Source organism: Cryptosporangium sp. NPDC048952 (assembly GCF_043197895.1).
Taxonomy (GTDB): domain Bacteria; phylum Actinomycetota; class Actinomycetes; order Mycobacteriales; family Cryptosporangiaceae; genus Cryptosporangium.
In genome coordinates this window covers 217,292-236,332 of the sequence record NZ_JBICTY010000007.1, presented here as the reverse complement: position 1 = coordinate 236,332, position 19,041 = coordinate 217,292, and the positions used below count along the sequence as shown (strand labels likewise).

General features: G+C 70.7%; 20 protein-coding genes. 6 read left to right on the top strand and 14 right to left on the bottom strand.

Annotated elements, in window-relative coordinates:
• Nucleotides 1-92 precede the first annotated feature (92 nt).
• The 14 genes from ACGFY5_RS34740 to ACGFY5_RS34675 form a co-directional block, all read right to left on the bottom strand.
• Nucleotides 93-1,160, bottom strand: coding sequence for a YbhN family protein (locus ACGFY5_RS34740; RefSeq protein ID WP_392726912.1), 1,068 nt, complete (start codon nt 1,158-1,160; stop codon nt 93-95).
• Nucleotides 1,160-2,020, bottom strand: a complete 861-nt coding sequence (locus ACGFY5_RS34735) for a methyltransferase domain-containing protein (protein WP_392726910.1) — start codon at nt 2,018-2,020, stop codon at nt 1,160-1,162. The genes ACGFY5_RS34740 and ACGFY5_RS34735 overlap by 1 nt, the downstream gene beginning before the upstream one ends.
• Nucleotides 2,021-2,031: 11 nt before the next feature.
• A complete protein-coding gene (locus ACGFY5_RS34730) occupies nt 2,032-2,817 on the bottom strand; it encodes a CDP-alcohol phosphatidyltransferase family protein (protein WP_392726907.1) in 786 nt (261 codons plus the stop codon).
• A gap of 85 nt (nt 2,818-2,902) precedes the next feature.
• Entirely contained in the window at nt 2,903-3,571 is a 669-nt protein-coding gene (locus ACGFY5_RS34725) for an HAD family hydrolase (protein WP_392726906.1), read from the bottom strand.
• Nucleotides 3,568-4,710, bottom strand: coding sequence for a glycosyltransferase (locus ACGFY5_RS34720; RefSeq protein WP_392726903.1), 1,143 nt, complete (start codon nt 4,708-4,710; stop codon nt 3,568-3,570). Before ACGFY5_RS34720 ends, ACGFY5_RS34725 begins: the two co-directional genes overlap by 4 nt.
• Nucleotides 4,711-4,736: 26 nt before the next feature.
• A complete protein-coding gene (locus tag ACGFY5_RS34715; protein ID WP_392726901.1) occupies nt 4,737-5,117 on the bottom strand; it encodes a 6-pyruvoyl tetrahydropterin synthase family protein in 381 nt (126 codons plus the stop codon).
• Nucleotides 5,118-5,132: 15 nt separating this feature from the next.
• Nucleotides 5,133-6,092 (bottom strand): zinc-binding alcohol dehydrogenase, encoded by a 960-nt coding sequence (locus ACGFY5_RS34710; RefSeq protein WP_392726899.1) that lies wholly within the window; start codon nt 6,090-6,092, stop codon nt 5,133-5,135.
• Between the two features lie 56 nt (nt 6,093-6,148).
• Nucleotides 6,149-7,303: a DUF4185 domain-containing protein gene (locus tag ACGFY5_RS34705; RefSeq protein WP_392726897.1), complete on the bottom strand. Its 1,155-nt coding sequence runs from the start codon at nt 7,301-7,303 to the stop codon at nt 6,149-6,151.
• Nucleotides 7,304-7,314: 11 nt separating this feature from the next.
• On the bottom strand, nt 7,315-8,460 hold the full coding sequence (locus ACGFY5_RS34700) for an MFS transporter (RefSeq protein WP_392726895.1): 1,146 nt from the start codon (nt 8,458-8,460) through the stop codon (nt 7,315-7,317).
• A gap of 81 nt (nt 8,461-8,541) precedes the next feature.
• Entirely contained in the window at nt 8,542-9,636 is a 1,095-nt protein-coding gene (locus tag ACGFY5_RS34695) for a hypothetical protein (protein ID WP_392726893.1), read from the bottom strand.
• Complete coding sequence (locus tag ACGFY5_RS34690; protein ID WP_392726891.1) at nt 9,633-10,154, bottom strand: SigE family RNA polymerase sigma factor; 522 nt, start codon at nt 10,152-10,154, stop codon at nt 9,633-9,635. Before ACGFY5_RS34690 ends, ACGFY5_RS34695 begins: the two co-directional genes overlap by 4 nt.
• 84 nt (nt 10,155-10,238) lie before the next feature.
• Nucleotides 10,239-10,970 carry a phosphatase PAP2 family protein gene (locus ACGFY5_RS34685; protein WP_392726888.1) on the bottom strand — a complete coding sequence of 244 codons (732 nt, stop codon included), beginning with the start codon at nt 10,968-10,970 and terminating at the stop codon, nt 10,239-10,241.
• Nucleotides 10,971-11,155: 185 nt separating this feature from the next.
• Nucleotides 11,156-12,484, bottom strand: coding sequence for an MFS transporter (locus tag ACGFY5_RS34680; protein ID WP_392726885.1), 1,329 nt, complete (start codon nt 12,482-12,484; stop codon nt 11,156-11,158).
• A gap of 117 nt (nt 12,485-12,601) precedes the next feature.
• Nucleotides 12,602-13,267, bottom strand: coding sequence for a TetR/AcrR family transcriptional regulator (locus ACGFY5_RS34675; RefSeq protein WP_392726883.1), 666 nt, complete (start codon nt 13,265-13,267; stop codon nt 12,602-12,604).
• Between the two features lie 85 nt (nt 13,268-13,352).
• On the opposite strand from ACGFY5_RS34675, the gene ACGFY5_RS34670 reads away from it, so the two are divergent.
• Genes ACGFY5_RS34670 through ACGFY5_RS34645 form a run of 6 tightly spaced genes read left to right on the top strand, consistent with a single transcriptional unit; the run spans nt 13,353 to nt 19,032 of the window.
• Entirely contained in the window at nt 13,353-14,258 is a 906-nt protein-coding gene (locus ACGFY5_RS34670) for a shikimate dehydrogenase (protein WP_392726880.1), read from the top strand.
• Nucleotides 14,248-16,170, top strand: a complete 1,923-nt coding sequence (locus ACGFY5_RS34665) for a TIM barrel protein (RefSeq protein WP_392726879.1) — start codon at nt 14,248-14,250, stop codon at nt 16,168-16,170. Before ACGFY5_RS34670 ends, ACGFY5_RS34665 begins: the two co-directional genes overlap by 11 nt.
• 50 nt (nt 16,171-16,220) lie before the next feature.
• Nucleotides 16,221-16,610, top strand: a complete 390-nt coding sequence (locus ACGFY5_RS34660; protein WP_392726878.1) for a DUF1801 domain-containing protein — start codon at nt 16,221-16,223, stop codon at nt 16,608-16,610.
• Complete coding sequence (locus ACGFY5_RS34655; protein WP_392726877.1) at nt 16,607-17,446, top strand: alpha/beta fold hydrolase; 840 nt, start codon at nt 16,607-16,609, stop codon at nt 17,444-17,446. Before ACGFY5_RS34660 ends, ACGFY5_RS34655 begins: the two co-directional genes overlap by 4 nt.
• Entirely contained in the window at nt 17,434-18,429 is a 996-nt protein-coding gene (locus ACGFY5_RS34650; protein ID WP_392726875.1) for a sigma-70 family RNA polymerase sigma factor, read from the top strand. The genes ACGFY5_RS34655 and ACGFY5_RS34650 overlap by 13 nt, the downstream gene beginning before the upstream one ends.
• Nucleotides 18,430-18,489: 60 nt before the next feature.
• Nucleotides 18,490-19,032 (top strand): dihydrofolate reductase family protein, encoded by a 543-nt coding sequence (locus tag ACGFY5_RS34645; protein ID WP_392726873.1) that lies wholly within the window; start codon nt 18,490-18,492, stop codon nt 19,030-19,032.
• Nucleotides 19,033-19,041 lie beyond the last annotated feature (9 nt).

Sequence of the window (19,041 nt, the reverse complement as noted above, 5' to 3'; positions counted from 1 at the left end):
TCGCGCGGACGTAGGCGCGGATCGCCTGGCGCGTGATCCCCTCCGACCGCTGAACGTCTTGGGGGCCTATGGGCCCCCAAGACGTTCATCCCTCAGGCGGCCGCCGTAGCGAGCTCGCGCCGCGAGCCGGCGTCGAGCGCCAAGCGCTGGCGGTCCGTCGCCGGGGTGGCGGTGTCGAGCGCGAGCGCCGTCGGTGCGGCGGGAGCGGTGGTGGTCGGAGCCACCGCCGGGCTGACGGGGGCGGCGGCGGCCCGGCGGCGCTTGAAGAGGCGGTAGCCGAGGACGGCGATGCCCGGGAGGGCAGCGACCAGGGCGAAAAGGCCGTAGACGACGGCGATCGTCAGGCCCTCCTGGGCGCCGAGCCCGGCCAGGCCGAACGCCCAGGCCATGAAGCCCTCACGGGGCCCCCACCCACCGACGCTCAGCGGCACCGCCATCACCAGCAACGCCAGCACCATCAGCGGCAACAGCTGCCCGACCGGCGCGGTCGCCCCAGCGGCACGCGCCGCCAGCACGAACGTCGCCAGGTGCGAGATCACGACCACCGCGGACGAGAACCCGACCCAGATCCAGTTCCGCTTCGCCAGGAGCCCGTGCCGCACGTCCCGGCCCACCGCGGCGGCCTTCCGCCGTAGCCCCGGCCGCGACACGACGAGCAGCGTCAGACCCACGACCACCCCGGCGAACGCCACCAGGAACGACCCCGGCACCCGAACCCACACGTAGTGCAGCAGCCACGGGTGCGCCAGCAGCACGGCCCCACCGATGACGAACATCGCCACCTGCCCGGCGAACCGCTCCAGCACGACCGCCCGGACCCCGCGACCGACGTCGCCGTTCTCGCGTCCGTTGCTCACCGCGCGGTGGACGTCACCGAGCAGCCCACCGGGGAGCGTCGCGTTCAGGAACAGCGACTGGTAGTAGTCCGCGACCGCCGTGTGCAGCGGCATCCGGATCCCGAGACCCCGAGCGGCGAGAACCCAGCGCCAGGCGCTGGCAACTGTCGCGAGCAGCCCGATCCCGAACGCGCCGAGCAGCGTCCACACGTTGATGACGCGCAGCCCGTCGAGGAACGCGCTCGACCCGAGCCGCCACAGCAGGACGCCGATGATCGCGACTCCGCCGAGCGTTCGGACCCACGCCCAGATGCGTTGCTTCATCATGCTGCCCCAAGAAGTGTCGTCGCCCCGTGCGGAAGGGCGAGCAGGTCGGTGTGGTGGACGGTGGCCCGGAGCTCGCCCGTGGCGAGGGCGTCGAGGCGCCGGGTCAGATAGCTTTCGGCATCGAGGCCGGGACGCCGCGCGGCGGCGGCCGGAACCCAGCCGCGCAGCCATTCCGCGGTCAGGTCGGCGTGCGCTGCTCCGAGCTGCCAGACGCTCGACCGCTGCTCGACGATCCAGCCGCGCTGGCTGAACTCCTCCGCAGCGGCCGCGCCGGCGTCGGGACCGAGCAGCTCCCGGCCCTCGACGTGGGAACGCAGGTGGTCGGCGAACCCGGCGGTCAGCTCGTCGTCGAGCGGGTCGGCCGGCGAGAAGTCGATGCCGCCGGTGACCGACAGCGTGATCAGCGCCGGGCACCCGGCCTCGACGCAGGTCGAGACCAGCCGCTCGATCTCGTCCCGGCTGAGCAGGTCCAGCAGCGCCGACGCGGTGACCAGTGACGTCGACAGCAGATCACCGGCGGAGAGCTGGGTGAGGTCGGCGTGGCGCGGCATCACCGTGACGCGGGAGGCGTCCGCGGCGAGCGTGGCGGCGTTGGCCGTGGCGAACGCGAGCAGGTCGGCGTCGTGGTCCTGCAGGATCCAGCGCTGCGGGCCGTCCAGCTGCGGTGCGAGCCAGCGCTGCATCGAACCGGTGCCGCAGCCGAGGTCCCGGATCAGCAGCGATCCGCGGGTCGTGAGCGTCGCGGCCAGGTGCTGACGCAGCGGGTCGATCAGGTCGCGCGCGCGTGCGTCGGCGTCGGCGGGTTCACGCAGCTCCAGCCAGGTCGGCGCATAGCGCGGTGCGTCCGTCAGGGTCACCCGATCTCCGCTCATGAGGACTGGCCTACCCCGACGAACGGCTCCGATGCCGGAGCGGTTCGAACAACAGCAGTCTCAGTCGTGTGCTTGCGGTACAGGGACAGGATGTCGCGGCCGAACGAGAACGTCAGTACTGCGAGCGACACACCGGCGATCGTCGTCATGACGGAGTCCGGTACGACACCGGCCGCGGCGACGATCAGCACGATGCCCTGAACAGCTGCGATGGCGCTGCGCGACTGCCGCCGGGGCAGCTCCGCGCGCAGCCAGGGGAGACCCCAGCCGGCCATCAGGAACAGGTAGCGGTACGCGCCGATCGCGACGACGACCCAGAGGCCGAGCGAGTCCGCGACGTAGACGCTGAGCACCAGGGCCAGGATCGAGTCGACCTCACCGTCGAACCGGCCGCCCAGCTTCGTGGTGGTGCCGGTGCGCCGGGCCACCTGCCCGTCGATGCCGTCCATCAGCCAGGCGACGACCGCGAGCGTCACCAGCACGACCACCGGCGGGTGGTCGTTGGCCAGCGAGTCCGCGACCAGCGCGGTGACGCCGCCGACGAGCGTGCACCGGGCGAGCGTCACCGCGTTGGCCGGCCCCAGCGACGTCGCCCCCGATCGGATCAACGCGCTGGACAGCACAGCCCAGGTGCTCACCGCGAACGCCGCGCCGGCCAGCCACCCCGAAGGGCCGAGCCCGACACCCGCTGCGAGACCGCCGAGCACGGCGGTCTGCAGGAGCACTCCCGCGGCGACGCCGCAGAGGGGACTCGCTGTGCTGACTCGAACATCTAGCGTCACTGATCCACCCGTTCAGCCTTGACGTGACCTCGTGTCGCGTCGCAGGAAGCACGGGCGATTACCCGGGAAGGTTCAGAGAATTCGGTCAGACAAGCGACAGAACGTGCCCCAGACCGCGCGGACCCGTCGGATTCGGCCGGGGGAGCAGGAACGCGTGCATTCCGACGGCGATCGCGCCCGAGTCCGTGAGGGGGTTGTCGCCCACGAACAACGTCCTGGTCGGATCGACCTCGAGCTGATCGCACGCGGCCAGGAACACCGGGGTCGCGGGCTTGCACATGCCGTGCTGGAACGACATGACGACCGTGTCCACGTAGGTCATGATGCCCAGTCGTTCCATCGCCGGGCGGATGTCGAAGCCGGTGTCGCTGACGATGCCGATCTTCGTGCCGCGCTCGGAGAGCGTGCGGAGCGTCGGCACGGTGTCGGGGAACGCCTCCCAGGATTCGGCGGCCACCGTGAGGGTGTAGAGCGCCTCGGAGAGCCCGTCCGCGAGCTGGTCGATGCCGGCGCTGGTGTAGAGCGCGGTCCACACGTCGTGGTGCTTGTCCTCCGACAGGTCGCGGCCCTTGGCCATTTCCTCTGCCGTGCTGCTGCGGTCGAGGACCCGCTTCCAGACGTCGGCGACTTCGCCGGGGTCCAGCGGGGCCACGCCCAGGTTCGCCGCCGCGCCGTGCAGCAGGGTCTCGCCGCTGCCGGCGAGGCGGATCAGGGTGTCGCCGGCGTCGAACAGGACTGCCTCGAACTCGCTCACGTCCGCGTCTCCTCCACTACGGCCCGGATCTCAGTGAATAGCACGCGGGCCGTGTCGTCCCAGTTCGGAAAGGATTCCGATCGGGCTTTGGCGGCGGCGGCCATGGCGTGTCTGCGTGGTTCGTTCTCCGCCAGCTCGCGGAGCGCCTCGGCGAGAGCTCCGACGTCGCCGGGTGGGACGGCGAAACCCTCGATGCCGTGGCGGGCCAGGTGCGGGAGGTTTCCCGCGTCCCAGCCGACTACCGGGAGGCCCTCTGTCATCGCCTCGCCGTAGACGGTTCCGTAGGGTTCGCGGACGCTGGCCAGTGCGAACACGTCTGCGGCGCGGTAGAAGCCGACGACTTCGGCGGGGGTGACGAGGCCGTGGGTGATCACCCGGCCGGCCAGATCGGGGGTGGCGAGCCGGGCGCGGACCCGGGTCGCGTAGGTGGGATCGATGTCGGGGTCGCCCAGGAGGTGCAGGGTCACTGCGTCCCGGGGGAGGGTGGCGACGGCCTCGAGGAGGTCGAGGAGGCCCTTGCGTTCGACCCAGTTGCCGACGGAGAGGACTGCGGCTTTTCGCCCCTGCCGCAGGTCGGTGGCGGGGGTGACCGGGTGGTCCGCCGGGTTGCGGCCCGGTGCCACGACGGTCAGGAGGTCCGCGGGCATTCCCGCTGCGCGCAGGGTGTCCGCCAGGTCTTCGCTGGCGATGAGCAATCTGGACGCAAAGCGATAGGCCCGCTCGTCGAGCACCTTCTGTACCCACCGTCGCATCCCCGAGTGGTCGATCCCCCCGGGCGGTTGGTGCAACATCCCCACGATCGGCGCCACCCCCCGCGCCCGCCGGCGCCACCGCCCGCCCGTGCGCCCGGCCGCCCCCGACGGGGCGGCGGTCGGACCCGTGGGCTGCGGCGCTGCGGCGCGTAGCCACGGGCCGATGTAGGCGGCGGCGATGCTGTCGAGCAGGATCGCGTCCGGATTGCGCCGTGCGAGGTCGGCGAGGAGGGCGCGGCCGGCGGCCACGGAGGCCGGGAAGGAGCGGTCGGGGACGGAGACGAACTCCAGGTGCGCGTTGTTGGCGGCGGCGCGATCGGCGACGCGCCGGTGGTAGAGGTAGCCACCGGTCATCGTCGCCGGATCACCCAACGTCAGCAACGCCACCCTTATCGGGCCTACCGATAACGCGCTCAGGCGAGCACACCCGAGTAGCCACCGAACTCGGTCGCGTTCTCGTACACCCGCACCGCGAGGCCCGCACCGGGCGCCCCGATCGCCGCCCCGATCTTCCCGTGCACCCAGTGCGCGAACGCCTCCACGGTGACCGCGTCGGCACCGATCTCCGTGCCGATGATCGCGTCCAGGTCACCCTGGTCGAGCCGCTTCGTGAGGTCCTCCAGCGCTCCGACGAGCACGTCGAGGTCCACGACCATGCCCCTGTCGTCGAGCTCCTCCCGGGACACGACGAGCGTCAACCGGTAGTCGTGCGAGTGCCGCTCACCCTCCGGGGGCGGCATGTCGGGCATGACATGGAATGCGGTCACTTCGCGCTCGGTGCCTGCTTGGTACATGCGTTATTCCTATCGTCAGTAGTGGAGCGCTGTGTGCAGAATGCCGGGGTCGCGGCGGTCGATTGCGGCGTAGGCGTCCGCCGCGTCGGAGAACGCGAACTCGGTCGTGGCGAGGGACTTCAGCGGGAGTTCCGAGAGCAGCCCCCGTGCGGTGGTACGTCGACGGGCGTTCGTCCACCGGCCCTGCGCCGCGTACGGAATCGTCGACACCTGGCTGCTGCGGATCGTGAGCCGACGCCGGTGGAAGTGCTCACCGAGCGGCAGCGGCACCGGCTTCGTCCCGTACCAGGACCCGACGAGCGCGGTGCCCTCGTGGGCCAACAGCGACAACCCGTCCGCGAGCGCGCGCGGCGCCCCGGACGTCTCGATCAGCAGCGGGACGTCACCGGGCGCGTCGTCGGGGGACACCGCCCGGACCCCGAGCTCGAGCGCCCGCTCCCGGCGCGAAGACTCCGGCTCGACCGCGACCACCGACGCCCCGGCACGCACGAGCAGCAACGACGTCAGCAACCCGATCGCGCCGAGACCCGTGACGACCACCGTGTCCTCGAGCACCGGCCCGGCGTCGAGCGTCAACTGCAGCGCGGTCTCCACCAGGGGGAACAGCGTTGCGATCCGCGGATCGACCCCGTCCGGGATCACCACGACGTCGTCCGGCGCCGCGACGAACCGGGTCTGGTGCGGGTGGAACGCGAAGACGGTCCGGCCTTCCAGCGAGCCGGTCTCGACCACGCCCACGCAGCTGTAGCCGTACTGGAACGGGTAGTCGAAGCCGCCGTCGGCGAGCGCGGAGAGCGTCTCGTCCCGCTCGGTGGACGGGTCCAGCTCACCGCGGTAGGCGAGCAGCTCCGTGCCCGCGCTGATCCCCGAGTACACGGTGCGGACCAGCAGGTCGTCCGGGCCGGGTACCGGATCGGGCACGGGACGGATCTCGATCTCGCGCGGTGCGGTGAACCAAAGGGCATGCGTGGTCATCGATCTCCTGACTGTTGGCTCGCTCAGTGTGCAACGGCCCTGGTGGGGGCCGTGGTTCACCCGACGAGTGTGAGTTTCACCAGGCGCAGGTCCCCCGTGTCGGCCTGGAAGTACGTCAGGTACTGCACCAACCCGTCCTGTTCCGCGTATTCGGGGTGCGAAAACCCCGCGTAGTTGATTCCCGCTCCGCGCGTGGTGAACAGCGGGAACTCCGCCGACCACGGCCCCGCCGGCGACCCGCCGATCTGCGCCCGCATCACGTTGTCGCCGTACGGCAGGTAGACGTTCAACCAGCCCTTCAACCCCGGCACCGGAACAATCGTATTCCCCGCGGCACCGGCCTCGACGGTGTCCACAGCGGCCCCCGCATCCGCGGACCACCGCCCCCCGCCGGCCCAGAACCGCCACCGCGACCGGTCACCGATCCGGTCCAGTGGCACCCGCGCCAGATGACACCGCTCGGCGCACGCGCCGTAGACGTACGCCTCGTCGCCGATCACCAGCGCCGCGGTGTTGTAGGCGTCCGACGGCGGGAAGAACATCGTCGGGTCGGGGCCTTCGACGCTGAGCACGAGGTCCGTGCGCGCCGCGCTCAGGCGGGTCACCTGCTTGGTGCGCATGTCCACCGCGGCGATCCCGGTGCCGAGCGGCCGGCCGTACTGCCCGGAGCAGGGCGTTCCCTCGCCGCCGTTGCGGCAGAGCTTCACGTAGAAGACCAGCACCCGGCCCCGCCGGGGGTCGGCGATCACCGGCCCGGGCCAGAACGCGAATCGCGCGCCGCAGTACAGGTCGGTCGTGGGTGTGCAGGCACCGCCGTGCGCCAGCTCGAACGCCGACTCCGCCGGGGTGTGCGTCACGACCGGCGCCGGTTCGGTGCCGCGCAGGTCGATCCCGTCGGCGGCGCGCCGGTCCGTCGTCGACGACTCGCTGTTCGACAGGAACCCTTCCGGCCGGCGCAGCACGGTGTCACCGAACACCCACACCGAGCGGTCCCCGTACGCGGTGCTCTGCCCGTTGTCCCGCGCGGTGACCCGCCCGTTCTGCGCCAGCGAACCCAGTTCGACGGCGCTGCGCACCGTCGGGATCGGCGGCAGACCCCCGCCGCCCGGCAAGCGCTCCGGTTGCCGAAGAACGACACCGGCGACGACCAGCGCGACGCCGAGCACGACAGCGGCCACTCCGGCCACCAGCGGGCGATCGGCGACTCGCATAACGTAAAAATTTAGCTTTTGGAAGCGACCACTGTTCGCAGCAGGATCAACCCCAGCACCGAGCAGCAGGCCGCGGCCGCGAACGCGGTCCGGTAGCCGCCGAGCGCGGCGGCCTGCCCGACGATCAACCCACCGAGGCCGGTGGCGACGTCGAAGAACATCGTGAACGTCGAGACGGCAGCCGGGCGTTCGGACTCGCTGACACGGCTGATCGTCAGCGCCATCAGGCCGGGGTACTGGAACGCGATGCCGGCGCCGAGCGGCAGGATGCCGACGTAGATCCAGAGCGGCGACTGCGCGGCCGCGATGATCACCAGACCGACGACCACCCCGACGGTGGCCAGCGTCCCTGCCCGGACCGCACCGATCCGGTCCGGGAGCCCACCGGCGAAGATCCGGGCGGCCAGCACGACGATCGAGTACGCCAGGAACATGAACGCCGGGTTGGTGCCGCGCAGTTCGTCGACGTAGAGCGGGATGTAGGCGTTGAAGGCGACCACGCCGATGATCCCGAGCGCGAGCACCGCACCCGGCCAGAGCGCCGCGGTGTGGAACCGGGGCACCTTCTCGCCCGGGTCGCGGTGGTTCGTCACCAGCAGGATCGGGAGCGTCCCGGCCAGCTGCAGCACGCCGGCGAGCAGGAACGTCGGACCGAAGCCGAACGCCTCGTAACACGGCTGGCCGATCACCGGCCCCAGCCCGAGCCCGAGGTAGGGCGCCACCGAGAAGTAGCTCGACGCCTTCGACCGGTGCTCGGCGGGAGCGGTCGCCATCACCCGGGCGATGCACGCGACGAACATCACCGCCAGCGCGGCACCGGTGAGCAGGCGGAGCGCGAGGAGCACCGGGAAGCTGTCCGCGAACGCGTGCCCCGCGATGGCCACCGCACCGGCGACGCCACCGGCCAGGACGAGCCGCTGGAAACCCCAGTTCTGGATCGCCGGCGCGGTGAACGGCCGGATCAGCACCGCCGAGACCGCCATCGAGCCGACGACGATGCCGATCGCCAGGTCGCCGCCGCCGAGATCGCGCACGAAGTACGGCAGCACCGGCAGCGTCATGCCCAGCGCGAGGAAGACGCCGAGCGCTGCGACGAGCAGGAGGCTGAACTCCTTGGTGATCAGCCGGGCGTCGCCCCGATCACGCAAGGTAGCCATGCGTGCCCCCTCCGCAGTGGAATGTTGCTAACAGATTCCTAACTGCGGAGTGGGCACCTCTGGGGCGCTATGTGGCCGACCTCACCGGAAAATCGATTTCGTCCACGTCGAGGGATCCGTGAACGTGCCGACCGGTGTGGCGCTCGCGGCCAGCCGACGACACTCGGCCTTGGTGGCGACGGTCGAGGCCTCGGTGTCGTCCGGACCCGTGCACTGCAGCCACATCTCCGCTCCGGGCCCGAAGTCGAAAATGATCGACGACAGGCCGGGATACAGGTCCTCGCGGATCTTCCGTCCACCCGGGAGCGTGACGTTGGGCTTCGGCAGGTTCGTCGCGGTGCGTGCCTTGCCGACCCCGACGAGCATCGACGGTCGCTTCCAGCCCGCCGACGCGAATTCGACGATCGCGCTCTCCGACGTCGCGCCGGTGCGGACCACCGGAATGTTCGGCTTGCTCATCTGCAGCGGCATCGCGAACGGCTTCGGACGGTCGAGCCGCACCGACCGGGCGATCTTGGCGGCGACGTCCATCGGGTTCTTCACGTTGGTGAGGTCGACCTGGGCCATTCCACCCTTCGCCCACTCCCAGCGGAGCACGCCCGCGTTCTTCACCGCGCGGGTCGGCTTCGTCGTGGGCGACGGCGGCACCGCGCCGGGTTTGGCCGCCGGAGCCGCCGGCACGGGAACCGGCACCTGGTACCACTTGCTCGGCTGCCCGTTGATGTCGGGACCGTCGACGGGCTGACCGAAGAACTCGACGGCGGGGAAGCCACCCTTGCGCGGAATGGCGTACACCGACACGGAAGTGCCGTTCTTACCCCGGTAAGTCATGAATTCTGCGGTGACCGCGGAGTTTCCGAGCGGGTCGGACAGGCCGCTGGGAAGCCAGCCGATCTCGAGGCGGGGGTTGAGCGGGTCGAAGGACTGGGGCGCGGTGCCGAACGGCGGCGCGCTCACGACCGGGGCCGGCTCGGCCCGGTCGTCCGGCGTGAACGCGGTCACCACGCCGAGCGTCACGACGAGCACCACCGCGGCCGCGGCGGCGATCACCATCCACTGAGTGCGGCGGCGCTTCTGCTGCGCGTGGGCGATGGCACGGTCGACGTCGACGGTCGAGGGAGGAGCCGGGTCGCTCGCCATTCGGCTGAGCGATTCTCGGATCTGCAGTTCGTTCATCGGGGGGCTCCTCGGTGGGGCGCAGCGGGCTCCTCGTCTGGGAGTGCACGGCGGAGGGCGGCGAGCGCCCTGGACGTTTGGCTCTTGACGGTCCCGGCCGAGCAGTTGAGGGCTTCGGCGGTCTGGTCGACCGAGAGGTCGGAGTAGAAGCGCAGGACGATCACCGCGCGCTGGCGCGGTGGCAGACCGGCCAGCGCGGTGCGGACGGCCACCGCCGCCGCCGGGTCGGGATCGTTGACCGCGGTGGAGTCCTGCGCGGAGTCGATCAGCACGACCCGGCGGGCCCAGCTGGTTCGTCTCTCGGACAGGAACACGCGGACGAGGACCGTACGCGCGTAGGCGTCCCGGTCGGTGGCGGCGGCGACCCGCTCCCAGCGGAGGTACAGCTTGACCAGGGTGTTCTGCACCAGGTCGTCGGCGCTGTGCCAGTTCTGGCAGAGCAGATAGGCCAGCCGCCGCAGCATTGGTTGTCGGTCCGTGACGTACTCGCGGTACGCCTGGTCCGGTTGGTCGGTCACCCGTCGCCCTTCGTTGTCGGAAGAAGCCTTCCCTGTGCAGAGGGCGACGGGTGCGTTTTCGGTTGTCGTCGTTTTGGATCGACGTCAGTCGAGTGCCGCCGGAGGCGGGGTGCGGTGGAGGACACGGGCGATGGCCAGGGCGGCGAACGCGGCGAGGGCTCCGCCGACCACGTCGAGGACCCAGTGGTGACCGGTCACCAGTACATCGACGCTGGTGATGAGCGCGTGCAACCAGGCCAGCGCGCGTAGCCAGACGTTCGCGGTGAGCGCTCCGACGGCGAGCGCGGCCCACACCGCCCAGCCCACGTGCATGCTCGGGAACGCCGCGTACGGGTTCTCCAGCCCGGAGATGATCGGGGCGTCCGCGAACCCTTCGACCAGGCGCGGCGGCGCGGTCGGCCAGAGCCACGAGACGGCGACGCCGAGCATGCTCGCAGCGACGAACGCGGTGCGGAAGCGGGGGTAGGCGTCCGGACGGAACAGCACGAGAAGCCCGAAGAGGACGAACGGCACTGCGAAGTGCGCGGTGACGTAGTACGCGTCGGCGATCATCGCGCGGGTGGGATCCTCGGCCCACCAGCTCGCGAGCCCGACCTCGACGTCGAGCCCGAGCAGGCTCTCGACGCCGATCAGTGTCCGCGCGTGTGCGGTCGCGACCTCGCCGCGGTCGCCGGCCCCCACCGCCACGGCGAGATACGCGCCGACGCCGAGCAGAATTATCGCGATCTCGGTCGTCACCACGCGGATCCACACTCGCAGCGGCGCGGATATCGCCGTCGACACCGTCGATGCCGCGGTCGTGCTCAGAGTCGCCACCTACGCCCTCCTAATTCGGAGGTGGCGTGATCCCCCGCAAATCGACGCAGTACACCTACTGCGTGCGACATCACGCCCGGGGCGCGGCCCCCGAGCGGCGAGTTTTCGGCCCTACGACGGCTTCCCGGCCCTACCCGCGGCGGGGGTTGGGCCGGGAAGTCGTCGTAGGGCCGGGTAGTCGTCGGTCAGGCGGTCGCGGGTAGGTGGGTGGCGGTCTGTTCGGGTGTGCGGCCGAGGTCCGCGGTGGGGACGTGGGCGGTTTCGCGGGCGGTGGCGGTCGCGGCGGCGGAGAGCACGCAGAGCACTGCGAGCATCACGGCCACCGGCACCCACCCGCTGCGCCCGTCGCCGGCCACTGCGGCACCGATCGTCGGCGCGAAGCCCCCGATCGCGAACCCGATCTGCGTCCCGATCGCCATCCCCGACAGGCGCACCTTCGTCGTGAACATCTCGCCGTAGAACGCGGGCCAGGTCGAGTTCGGGGCGCTGTACACGACACCGGACAGCAGGATGCCGATGGCGAAGATCAGGACCCAGTTGCCGTGGCCGATCGCGGACAGGTACGCGAACATCAACGCGGCGGAGCCCAGCGTTCCCCCGATCATCACGGGCTTGCGTCCGATCCGATCGGACAGCGACGCCCAGAGGGGGATCGCCCCGAGCGCGACGACATTCGCCAGCACGCCCACCCACAACAGCGTCGAGCGCTCCAACCCGGCGGTGTCCGTACCGAACGACAGCGCGAACACCCCGAAGATCGTGCTCACCGACGCGACCGTCGCCACCAGGATCACCCGCACCACCGACACCCAGTGGTCCCGGAACAGGATCGCCAGCGGCATCTTCGCCACCTGGTCGCTGGCGGCTTCCTCCACGAACGCGGGGGTCTCCTCCATCCGGCGCCGGATCAGATACCCCACCGCCATCACGACGACGCTGAGCAGGAACGGGATCCGCCAGCCCCAGCTCAGCAGCGACGACTCCGGCAACGCCGCGACCGGCAGGAACGCCGCGGTCGCGAGGATCTGACCCACCTGTGTGCCGTTCAGCGTGAAGCTCGTGAAGAACCCGCGACGCTTCTCCGGCGCGTGCTCCAGCGTCATCGAGTTGGCGCTGGCCTGCTCACCCGCCGCGGAGAACCCCTGCGCGAGCCGCAGCGCGACGAGCAACGCCGGCGCGAGCACCCCCACCTGGTCGTACGTCGGAAGGCAGCCGACGAGGAAAGTCGAGATGCCCATCAGCATCAACGTGAACACCAGCACGCGCTTGCGCCCGAACTTGTCCCCGATGTGACCGAGGATGAACGCCCCGATCGGCCGGGCCGCGTACCCGACGCCGAACGTCGCGAGCGCGAGCAGCGTGCCGGTCGCCGGATCGGAGTCGGGGAAGAACACCTTGTTGAAGACCAGCGCGGCGGCGGTGCCGTAGATGAAGAAGTCGTAGTACTCGAGCGCGCTGCCGATCCAGGCCGCTAACGCCGCCTTGCGCGGTTGCGCGATGGGGGTCTGTGACACGAGGGCTCCCTGGAGGTTTGCGTCAGTGCAAGACACAGCGAGGGCCGCGCTAATGTACCGTGCGGTTAGGTACCAGAGAGTGAGTTAGTCGCACGGGTCCTGTCAAGGGGTGCGCGGTTACGCGCGGCCGACGTGGGCCGTGAGGTACTCGAGGAGCAGGTCGCCGATCATCCGGCGGTGGTGGGCGCTCTGCTCGGCGTCGAGCATGTCGCGCCCGAAGATCGCGTCGAACGTGTACCGGTTCGCGGTGCGGAAGACACAAAAAGCACTGATGACCATATGGACGTCGAGCGCGTCGACGTCGTCGCGGAACAGTCCGGCGTCGCGGCCGCGTTCGAGGATCTCGCTGAGCACGTCGACGGCGGGCGCCGCGAGCGTCGGCAGGATCGGCGAGGTGCGCAGGTGCTCGGCGTGGTGGATGTTCTCGATGCTCACCAGCCGGATGAACGCCGGGTGCGACTGGTGGTGGTCGAACGTCAGCTCGGCCAGCGCGCGCATGGCCCGCGCCGGGTCGAGGTGGTCGACGTCCAGCTCCTGCTCCAGGCGCCGGATGCCGCCGTACGCCCGCTCCAGCACCGCGAGGTAGAGCCCCTGCTTGGAGCTGAAGTAGTAGTAGATCATCCGCTTGGTGGTGCGGGTCTTCGCCGCGATCTCGTCCACCCGACCGCCGGCGTACCCGCGACTGGCGAACTCCTCGGTCGCGGCGTCGAGAATTTCCGCGCGCGTGCGCTCGGCGTCGCGCTGGCGTTCCGGCGAAACGTCCTCGGACGATGCTGCGGTCACGGTGCCGACCCTAGTGGGTACCCCTTTCCATCGGAGCTGCCGTGAGCTACAACTAACCAATCAGTACATTATTCGGAGGAGAGCCGTGTCCCTCTCATCCCTTGCATCCCGCGGAACCGACCAGGTGGTCGTCGGCCTGATCGGTTCGGGCATCGGCCCGTCGCTGTCACCCGCTCTGCACGAGCGGGAAGGCGCCGAGCTCGGGCTCGACTACTCCTACCGACGCCTCGACCTCGACGAGCTGCACCGCTCGCCCGAGGCGGTGGGCGAACTGGTCGACGAGGCCCGGCGCGCCGGGTACCGCGGCCTGAACATCACCCATCCGTGCAAGCAGCTGGTGATCCCGCACCTCGACGAGCTGTCCAGAGCGGCGGGGGAGATCGGGGCGGTGAACACCGTCGTGTTCGAGCCGCGCGGTGGCACGACCGGGCACAACACGGACTGGTCGGGGTTCCGCAACGGGGTGATCGCCGGCTTGCCGGGCGTCGATCTGAGAGCAGTTGTGCTGTTGGGGGCGGGAGGCGCCGGAGCGGCGGCCGCCTACGCGCTGCTCGCGCTCGGTACCGAAACCGTGCACGTGGTGGACGTCGACGCCACCCGGGCCCATACCCTGGCCGCTCGCTTCCGACCCTCGCACACCGCTACCAGCGCTCGGGTCGTCGGGCACGGGACTGACGAATTGGCCGGAGTACTGGCCGGCGCGGACGGGTTGGTGCACGCGACGCCGGTGGGTATGGCCGAGCATCCCGGATTGCCGCTGGACGCCGGGCTGCTCCGGCCGGAGCTGTGGGTCGCGGAGATCGTGTACCGGCCGCTGGAGACCGAGCTGCTGCGGGTCGCCCGCGCTGCCGGCTGCCGGACGCTCGACGGCGGTGCGATGGCCGTGCACCAGGCGGTCGCGGCGATGCGGCTGTTCACCGGGATCGAGCCCGACGCCGGGCGGATGACCCGGCACCTCCACGAACTCATCGAGGCTGAGAATGCGCACTGACATCGCCACGGTCTGTCTGTCCGGGACGCTCGAGGACAAGCTCGTCGCGGCGGCGGACGCCGGGTTCGACGGGGTGGAGATCTTCGAGCCGGACCTGATCGCGTCGCCGAGCAGTCCGGGGGACGTGCGGGTGTTGTGCCGGGACCTCGGGCTCTCGATCGACCTCTACCAGCCGTTTCGTGACCTCGACTCGGTTGATCCGTCGCAGTTCGCGGCCAATCTGCGTCGCGCGGAGCGCAAATTCGACGTGATGCAGGAGCTGGGTACGGACACCGTGCTGGTGTGTTCGTCGGTGGGGGCGGACGCGGTGACCGACGATGCGTTGCTGGCTTCCCAGTTGGGGGAGCTGGCGTCGCGGGCGGCGGACCGCGGGTTGCGGATCGCGTACGAGGCGCTGGCGTGGGGGGCGCACGTGAACACGTACGAGCATTCGTGGGACGTGGTGCAGCGCGCTGATCATCCGGCGCTCGGGGTTTGCCTGGACAGTTTCCACATCCTGTCGAAGGGGTCGGATCCGGCGGGGATCGCGGGGATTCCGGGGTCGAAGATCTTCTTTCTGCAGTTGGCGGATGCGCCGCATCTGTCGATGGATGTGCTGCAGTGGAGTCGGCACCATCGGTTGTTTCCGGGGCAGGGGGCGTTCGATCTGCCCGCGTTCCTGCGGCCGGTGCTGACGGCGGGGTATGCGGGGCCGTTGTCTCTCGAGGTGTTCAATGACGTGTTCCGCCAGGCGGACCCGGGTCCGACCGCTGTGGACGCGCGCCGCTCGCTGCTGGCCTTGGCCGAAGCGACAGCGGCCGCGCTGCCCGCGCAAGAGGTGCCGCGTGCAGCGGCCGTGGCGGGTGGCGCCGGGGTGGATCCGGTGGCGGCGCCGGCGACCGTGTTGAGTGGATATGCGTTCGTGGAGTTGTCGGCGGCTCCCGAGGAGGCGGTTCGGCTCGGGGGCGTGTTGGAGGCGCTCGGATTCGAGCGGACGGGGCGGCACCGGACGAAGCCTGTGGAGCGGTGGGAGCAGGGGCGGGCGCGGGTGCTGGTCAATGCGGCCGGTACCGGGGGAGCGGCGCTCGGTGCGCTCGCGGTCGAGTCGGCGGATCCGCCGGCCGCGGCGCTGCGTGCCCAGCGACTCCTCGCGCCACTGCTGCCCCGGGAGCGCGGCCCGGCCGAGGCAGACCTCGCCGCGATCGCCGCCCCGGACGGCACCCCGCTGTTCTTCGCCCGCACGACGGGGGATCCCGGGCCCGTCGCCCGCCCGGACGCGGACCCGGAGGGCGGTGGCCCGGGAGGGTGGAGTGGTGATTTCGTGCCTACCCCGGACGGCAGCCGGACCGGAGCCGGCGTCACCGGCATCGACCACGTCGGACTCGCCGAACCGTTCGACCACTTCGACGAAGCCGCACTGTTCTACCGGGCAGTGCTCGGCCTCACGCCGATCACCGCCGGCGAGTTCGCCGCCCCGTTCGGTCTGGTCCGCGGCCGCGCCCTCACCGACTCCGCCCGGAGTGTGCGCCTGGCCCTCACCGTGGCGAGGCTCCGCCGCGGCGACTGGGCCCCCGCGGTCGCCGACCCGCAGTACGTGGCCTTCACGACCGAGGACGTCGTCACCGCCGCCCGCAAGGCCCGCGAAGCCGGCGCACCCCTCCTCGCCATCCCCGACAACTACTACGACGATCTCGGCGCGCGCCTCGACCTCGCGCCAGAACAACTGGCCACGTACCGCGACCTCGGCATCCTCCACACCGCCGACCACCCCGACGGCGGTGCCTACCTCCAGGTGAGCACGCAACTCCTCGGTGGCAGGCTGTTTCTGCTCCTCGTTCAGCGCCTGGACGGCTACGACGGCTACGGCTGGGCCGACGCCCCGGTCCGCATGGCCGCCCACCGCCGCAACCGCCTGGCCCGAACCCCCACCTGACCCCCGCGGCGGGGATGTCGCGGGGAGGGGCGAGCGAGGATGCTGGGTGCATGAAGACCGCTCGCACTGACGTCAGCGTCGACGACTTCCTTGCCACCGTCCCCGACGAAACCCGCCGCGCCGACGCGCAGACCGTCCGTGACTTGATGGCGCGCGTCACCGGCGATCAGGGCGCCATGTGGGGCGCGAACATCGTCGGGTTCGGGCGGACCGAGCTGCGGTACGCCTCCGGCACGACCGTCGACTGGTTCCGCATCGGCTTCTCGCCGCGTAAAGCCGCGACCACCCTCTACCTGGGTGACGACTTCCCCCGCAAAGACGAACTGCTCGCCGACCTCGGCCCGCACACCATCGGCAAGAGCTGCCTCTACGTCAAACGCCTCGAAGCCGTCGACGCGCGCGTCCTCGAAGAACTCGTCACCGCCGCCGCGGCCCCGTGAGGTTCTGGACCGCCCGTACCGGGGTCGGTCAGCCGCTCGTCCTGTGTCACGGCGGCCCCGGCATCTGGGACTACTTCGACGACGTCGCCGCCATGTTCGAGGACATCGCCACCGTCGTGCGCTGGGACCAGCGCGGCTGCGGCCGCTCCGAGCGCCGCGGTCCCTACACCGTGTCCCAGTTCGTCACCGACCTGGACACGATCAGCGCCCAAGCCACCGTCGGGCCGGGCGCGAGCCGCGCCACCGATGCGCCCGGGCCGGCTCGGGTCAACCTTCTCGGGCACTCTTGGGGCGCCCTGCTCGCCCTGTTCTACGCGCTCGATCACCCCGATCGCGTCGACCGGCTGATCTACGTTTCCGGCGTCGGAATCGACCCGGACCACACCTGGAAACCCGCCCACCACCGCACCTTCGCCGCGCGCGTCGACCCTCGCTGGAACGAGCTCGACCAACGCGACCGCACCCCTGACGAAGACCGCGAACTGGCGATCCTGCAGTGGGCGACCGACTTCGAAGACCCCGTTCACGCCGAGCGTATGGCCACTCCCTGGCACGGCCTGAACTGGGAGTGCGCGCAGAGTCTGAACGCCGACGTCAAGCGAATCGTCGACGACGACCTCGCCGCCCGCTGCCGCAACCTCACCGTCCCGACGCTGATCGTCGACGGCCGCCACGACCCCCGCCCCCGCTCAGCGGTCGACTCGCTGGAGCACGCGCTCCCGAACGTCCGGCGCGTGACCCTCGACGCCGGCCACAGCCCCTGGGCCGAGGATCCGAGCGGCTTCCGCCAGGCGATCCGCGACTTCCTGGCAGACTCGCCCGCGTGCCACCCCTGACCGAGCACGACCTGGAACGCCACCGCCAGGAGCTGCGCGTCCACTGCTACCGCATGCTGGGCTCCTACACCGACGCCGAGGACCTCGTCCAGGAAACCTTTCTGCGCGCCTGGAAGAAGCGCGACACGTTCGAGGGCCGCTCGACGGTCCGCGCCTGGCTCTACCGCATCGCCACCAACGCGTGCCTCGACTGGCTCGACGGCAAGCCCCGCCGCGTGCTCCCGCACCACGTGACCGGGCCGTCCGACCCGAGCGTCGGCTTCGGGCCGCGCACCGACGTCCCCTGGCTGCAGCCGTTCCCCGACCACGAGCTGGTGGCGCCGTCCGAATCGGATCCCGAGGCGGTGGCGGTCCGGCGCGAGACGATCGAGCTCGCGTTCCTCGCCGCACTGCAGTTCCTGCCCGCTCGCCAGCGTGCCGCGCTGGTACTGCGTGACGTGCACGGCTGGCCCGCGTCTGCCGTCGCCAGTGCTCTGGACGTGAGCGTGCCGTCGATCAACAGCGCACTGCAACGGGCGCGAGCCACCCTCCGGGAGAACCTGCCGGAACGTCGGTCGGACTGGCGCGCCGCAGGCGAGCCGACCGCGGAGGAAAGGCAACTGCTCAACCGCTATCTGGACGCCGTGCAGCGCGCCGATCTGGACGCGGTGGCCGCGCTGCTGGCGGAGGACGTCCGCACGACGATGCCGCCGTGGCCGATGTGGTTCCAGGGACGGGAAAACGTGCGACGGGCGCTGGCGTCGAGCTGGGATCCGGCGCTGGAGGGGTACGTCGGGGAGTTCTCGGTGCGAGTGGTGGGGGCGAACCGGCAGTTGGCGGCGGCGTCGTACACGCGGATGCCCGGGGAGGCGAGTTTCCGGCCGTTCGCGATCTCGGTGGTGGAGGTCGAGGGTGGGCTCTTCACCGAGATGACGGCGTTCCACGACCCGGCGCTGTTCCCGGTGTTCGGGCTGCCCGCAGAAATTTCGCCGGGCGACCGATGAGTTTTTCGCGGAGGCACCGTCTCAACGAGGGCCCGTTTGCGAACTCGGAGGAGATGAACGATGGGAAAGCTGCTTTACGGCGCCACGATGTCGCTGGACGGCTTCATTGCCGGCGTGAACGGCGACATGCAGTGGCTGGGCGATTTCCTCGGGGGTCCGGACCCGATCGCTGACGAGTTGGTCGCGAACGTCGGTTCGTGTCTGGTCGGTGGGGTGTCGTACCGCGGTGACGATCCGAACATGGGCACCGAGAAGGAGGGTCCGTTCGGCGGGGCGTGGGAGGGACCGCAGTTCGTGCTGACGCACAATCCGCCGCCGACGCCGGTTCCGTCGATCACGTTCGTCACCGATCTGGCGACCGGGGTGAAGGAAGCCAAGGCCGCCGCCGGGGACAAGTACGCGTGCATCATCGGCGCCGACGTGGGGCGGCAGTGCCTGGAGGCCGGCGAGGTGGACGATGTGCTGATGTTCGTGGCGCCGGTACTGCTCGGCGATGGGACGCCGATGTTCCGGCATCTCGGGGGTACGAAGATCCGGCTGAACGAGCCGCGGGTGCAGGCGTCGGGGCAGACGGTGGCGCTCTGGTACACGGTTGCGCGCTGAACCTCGCAC

Coding starts and splice junctions, on each gene's coding strand:
- ACGFY5_RS34740 (WP_392726912.1), bottom strand. CDS start 1,160: ATGAAGCAACGCATCTGGGCGTGGGTCCGAACGCTCGGCGGAGTCGCG.
- ACGFY5_RS34715 (WP_392726901.1), bottom strand. CDS start 5,117: ATGTACCAAGCAGGCACCGAGCGCGAAGTGACCGCATTCCATGTCATG.
- ACGFY5_RS34710 (WP_392726899.1), bottom strand. CDS start 6,092: ATGACCACGCATGCCCTTTGGTTCACCGCACCGCGCGAGATCGAGATC.
- ACGFY5_RS34705 (WP_392726897.1), bottom strand. CDS start 7,303: ATGCGAGTCGCCGATCGCCCGCTGGTGGCCGGAGTGGCCGCTGTCGTG.
- ACGFY5_RS34700 (WP_392726895.1), bottom strand. CDS start 8,460: ATGGCTACCTTGCGTGATCGGGGCGACGCCCGGCTGATCACCAAGGAG.
- ACGFY5_RS34695 (WP_392726893.1), bottom strand. CDS start 9,636: ATGAACGAACTGCAGATCCGAGAATCGCTCAGCCGAATGGCGAGCGAC.
- ACGFY5_RS34665 (WP_392726879.1), top strand. CDS start 14,248: ATGCGCACTGACATCGCCACGGTCTGTCTGTCCGGGACGCTCGAGGAC.
- ACGFY5_RS34660 (WP_392726878.1), top strand. CDS start 16,221: ATGAAGACCGCTCGCACTGACGTCAGCGTCGACGACTTCCTTGCCACC.
- ACGFY5_RS34645 (WP_392726873.1), top strand. CDS start 18,490: ATGGGAAAGCTGCTTTACGGCGCCACGATGTCGCTGGACGGCTTCATT.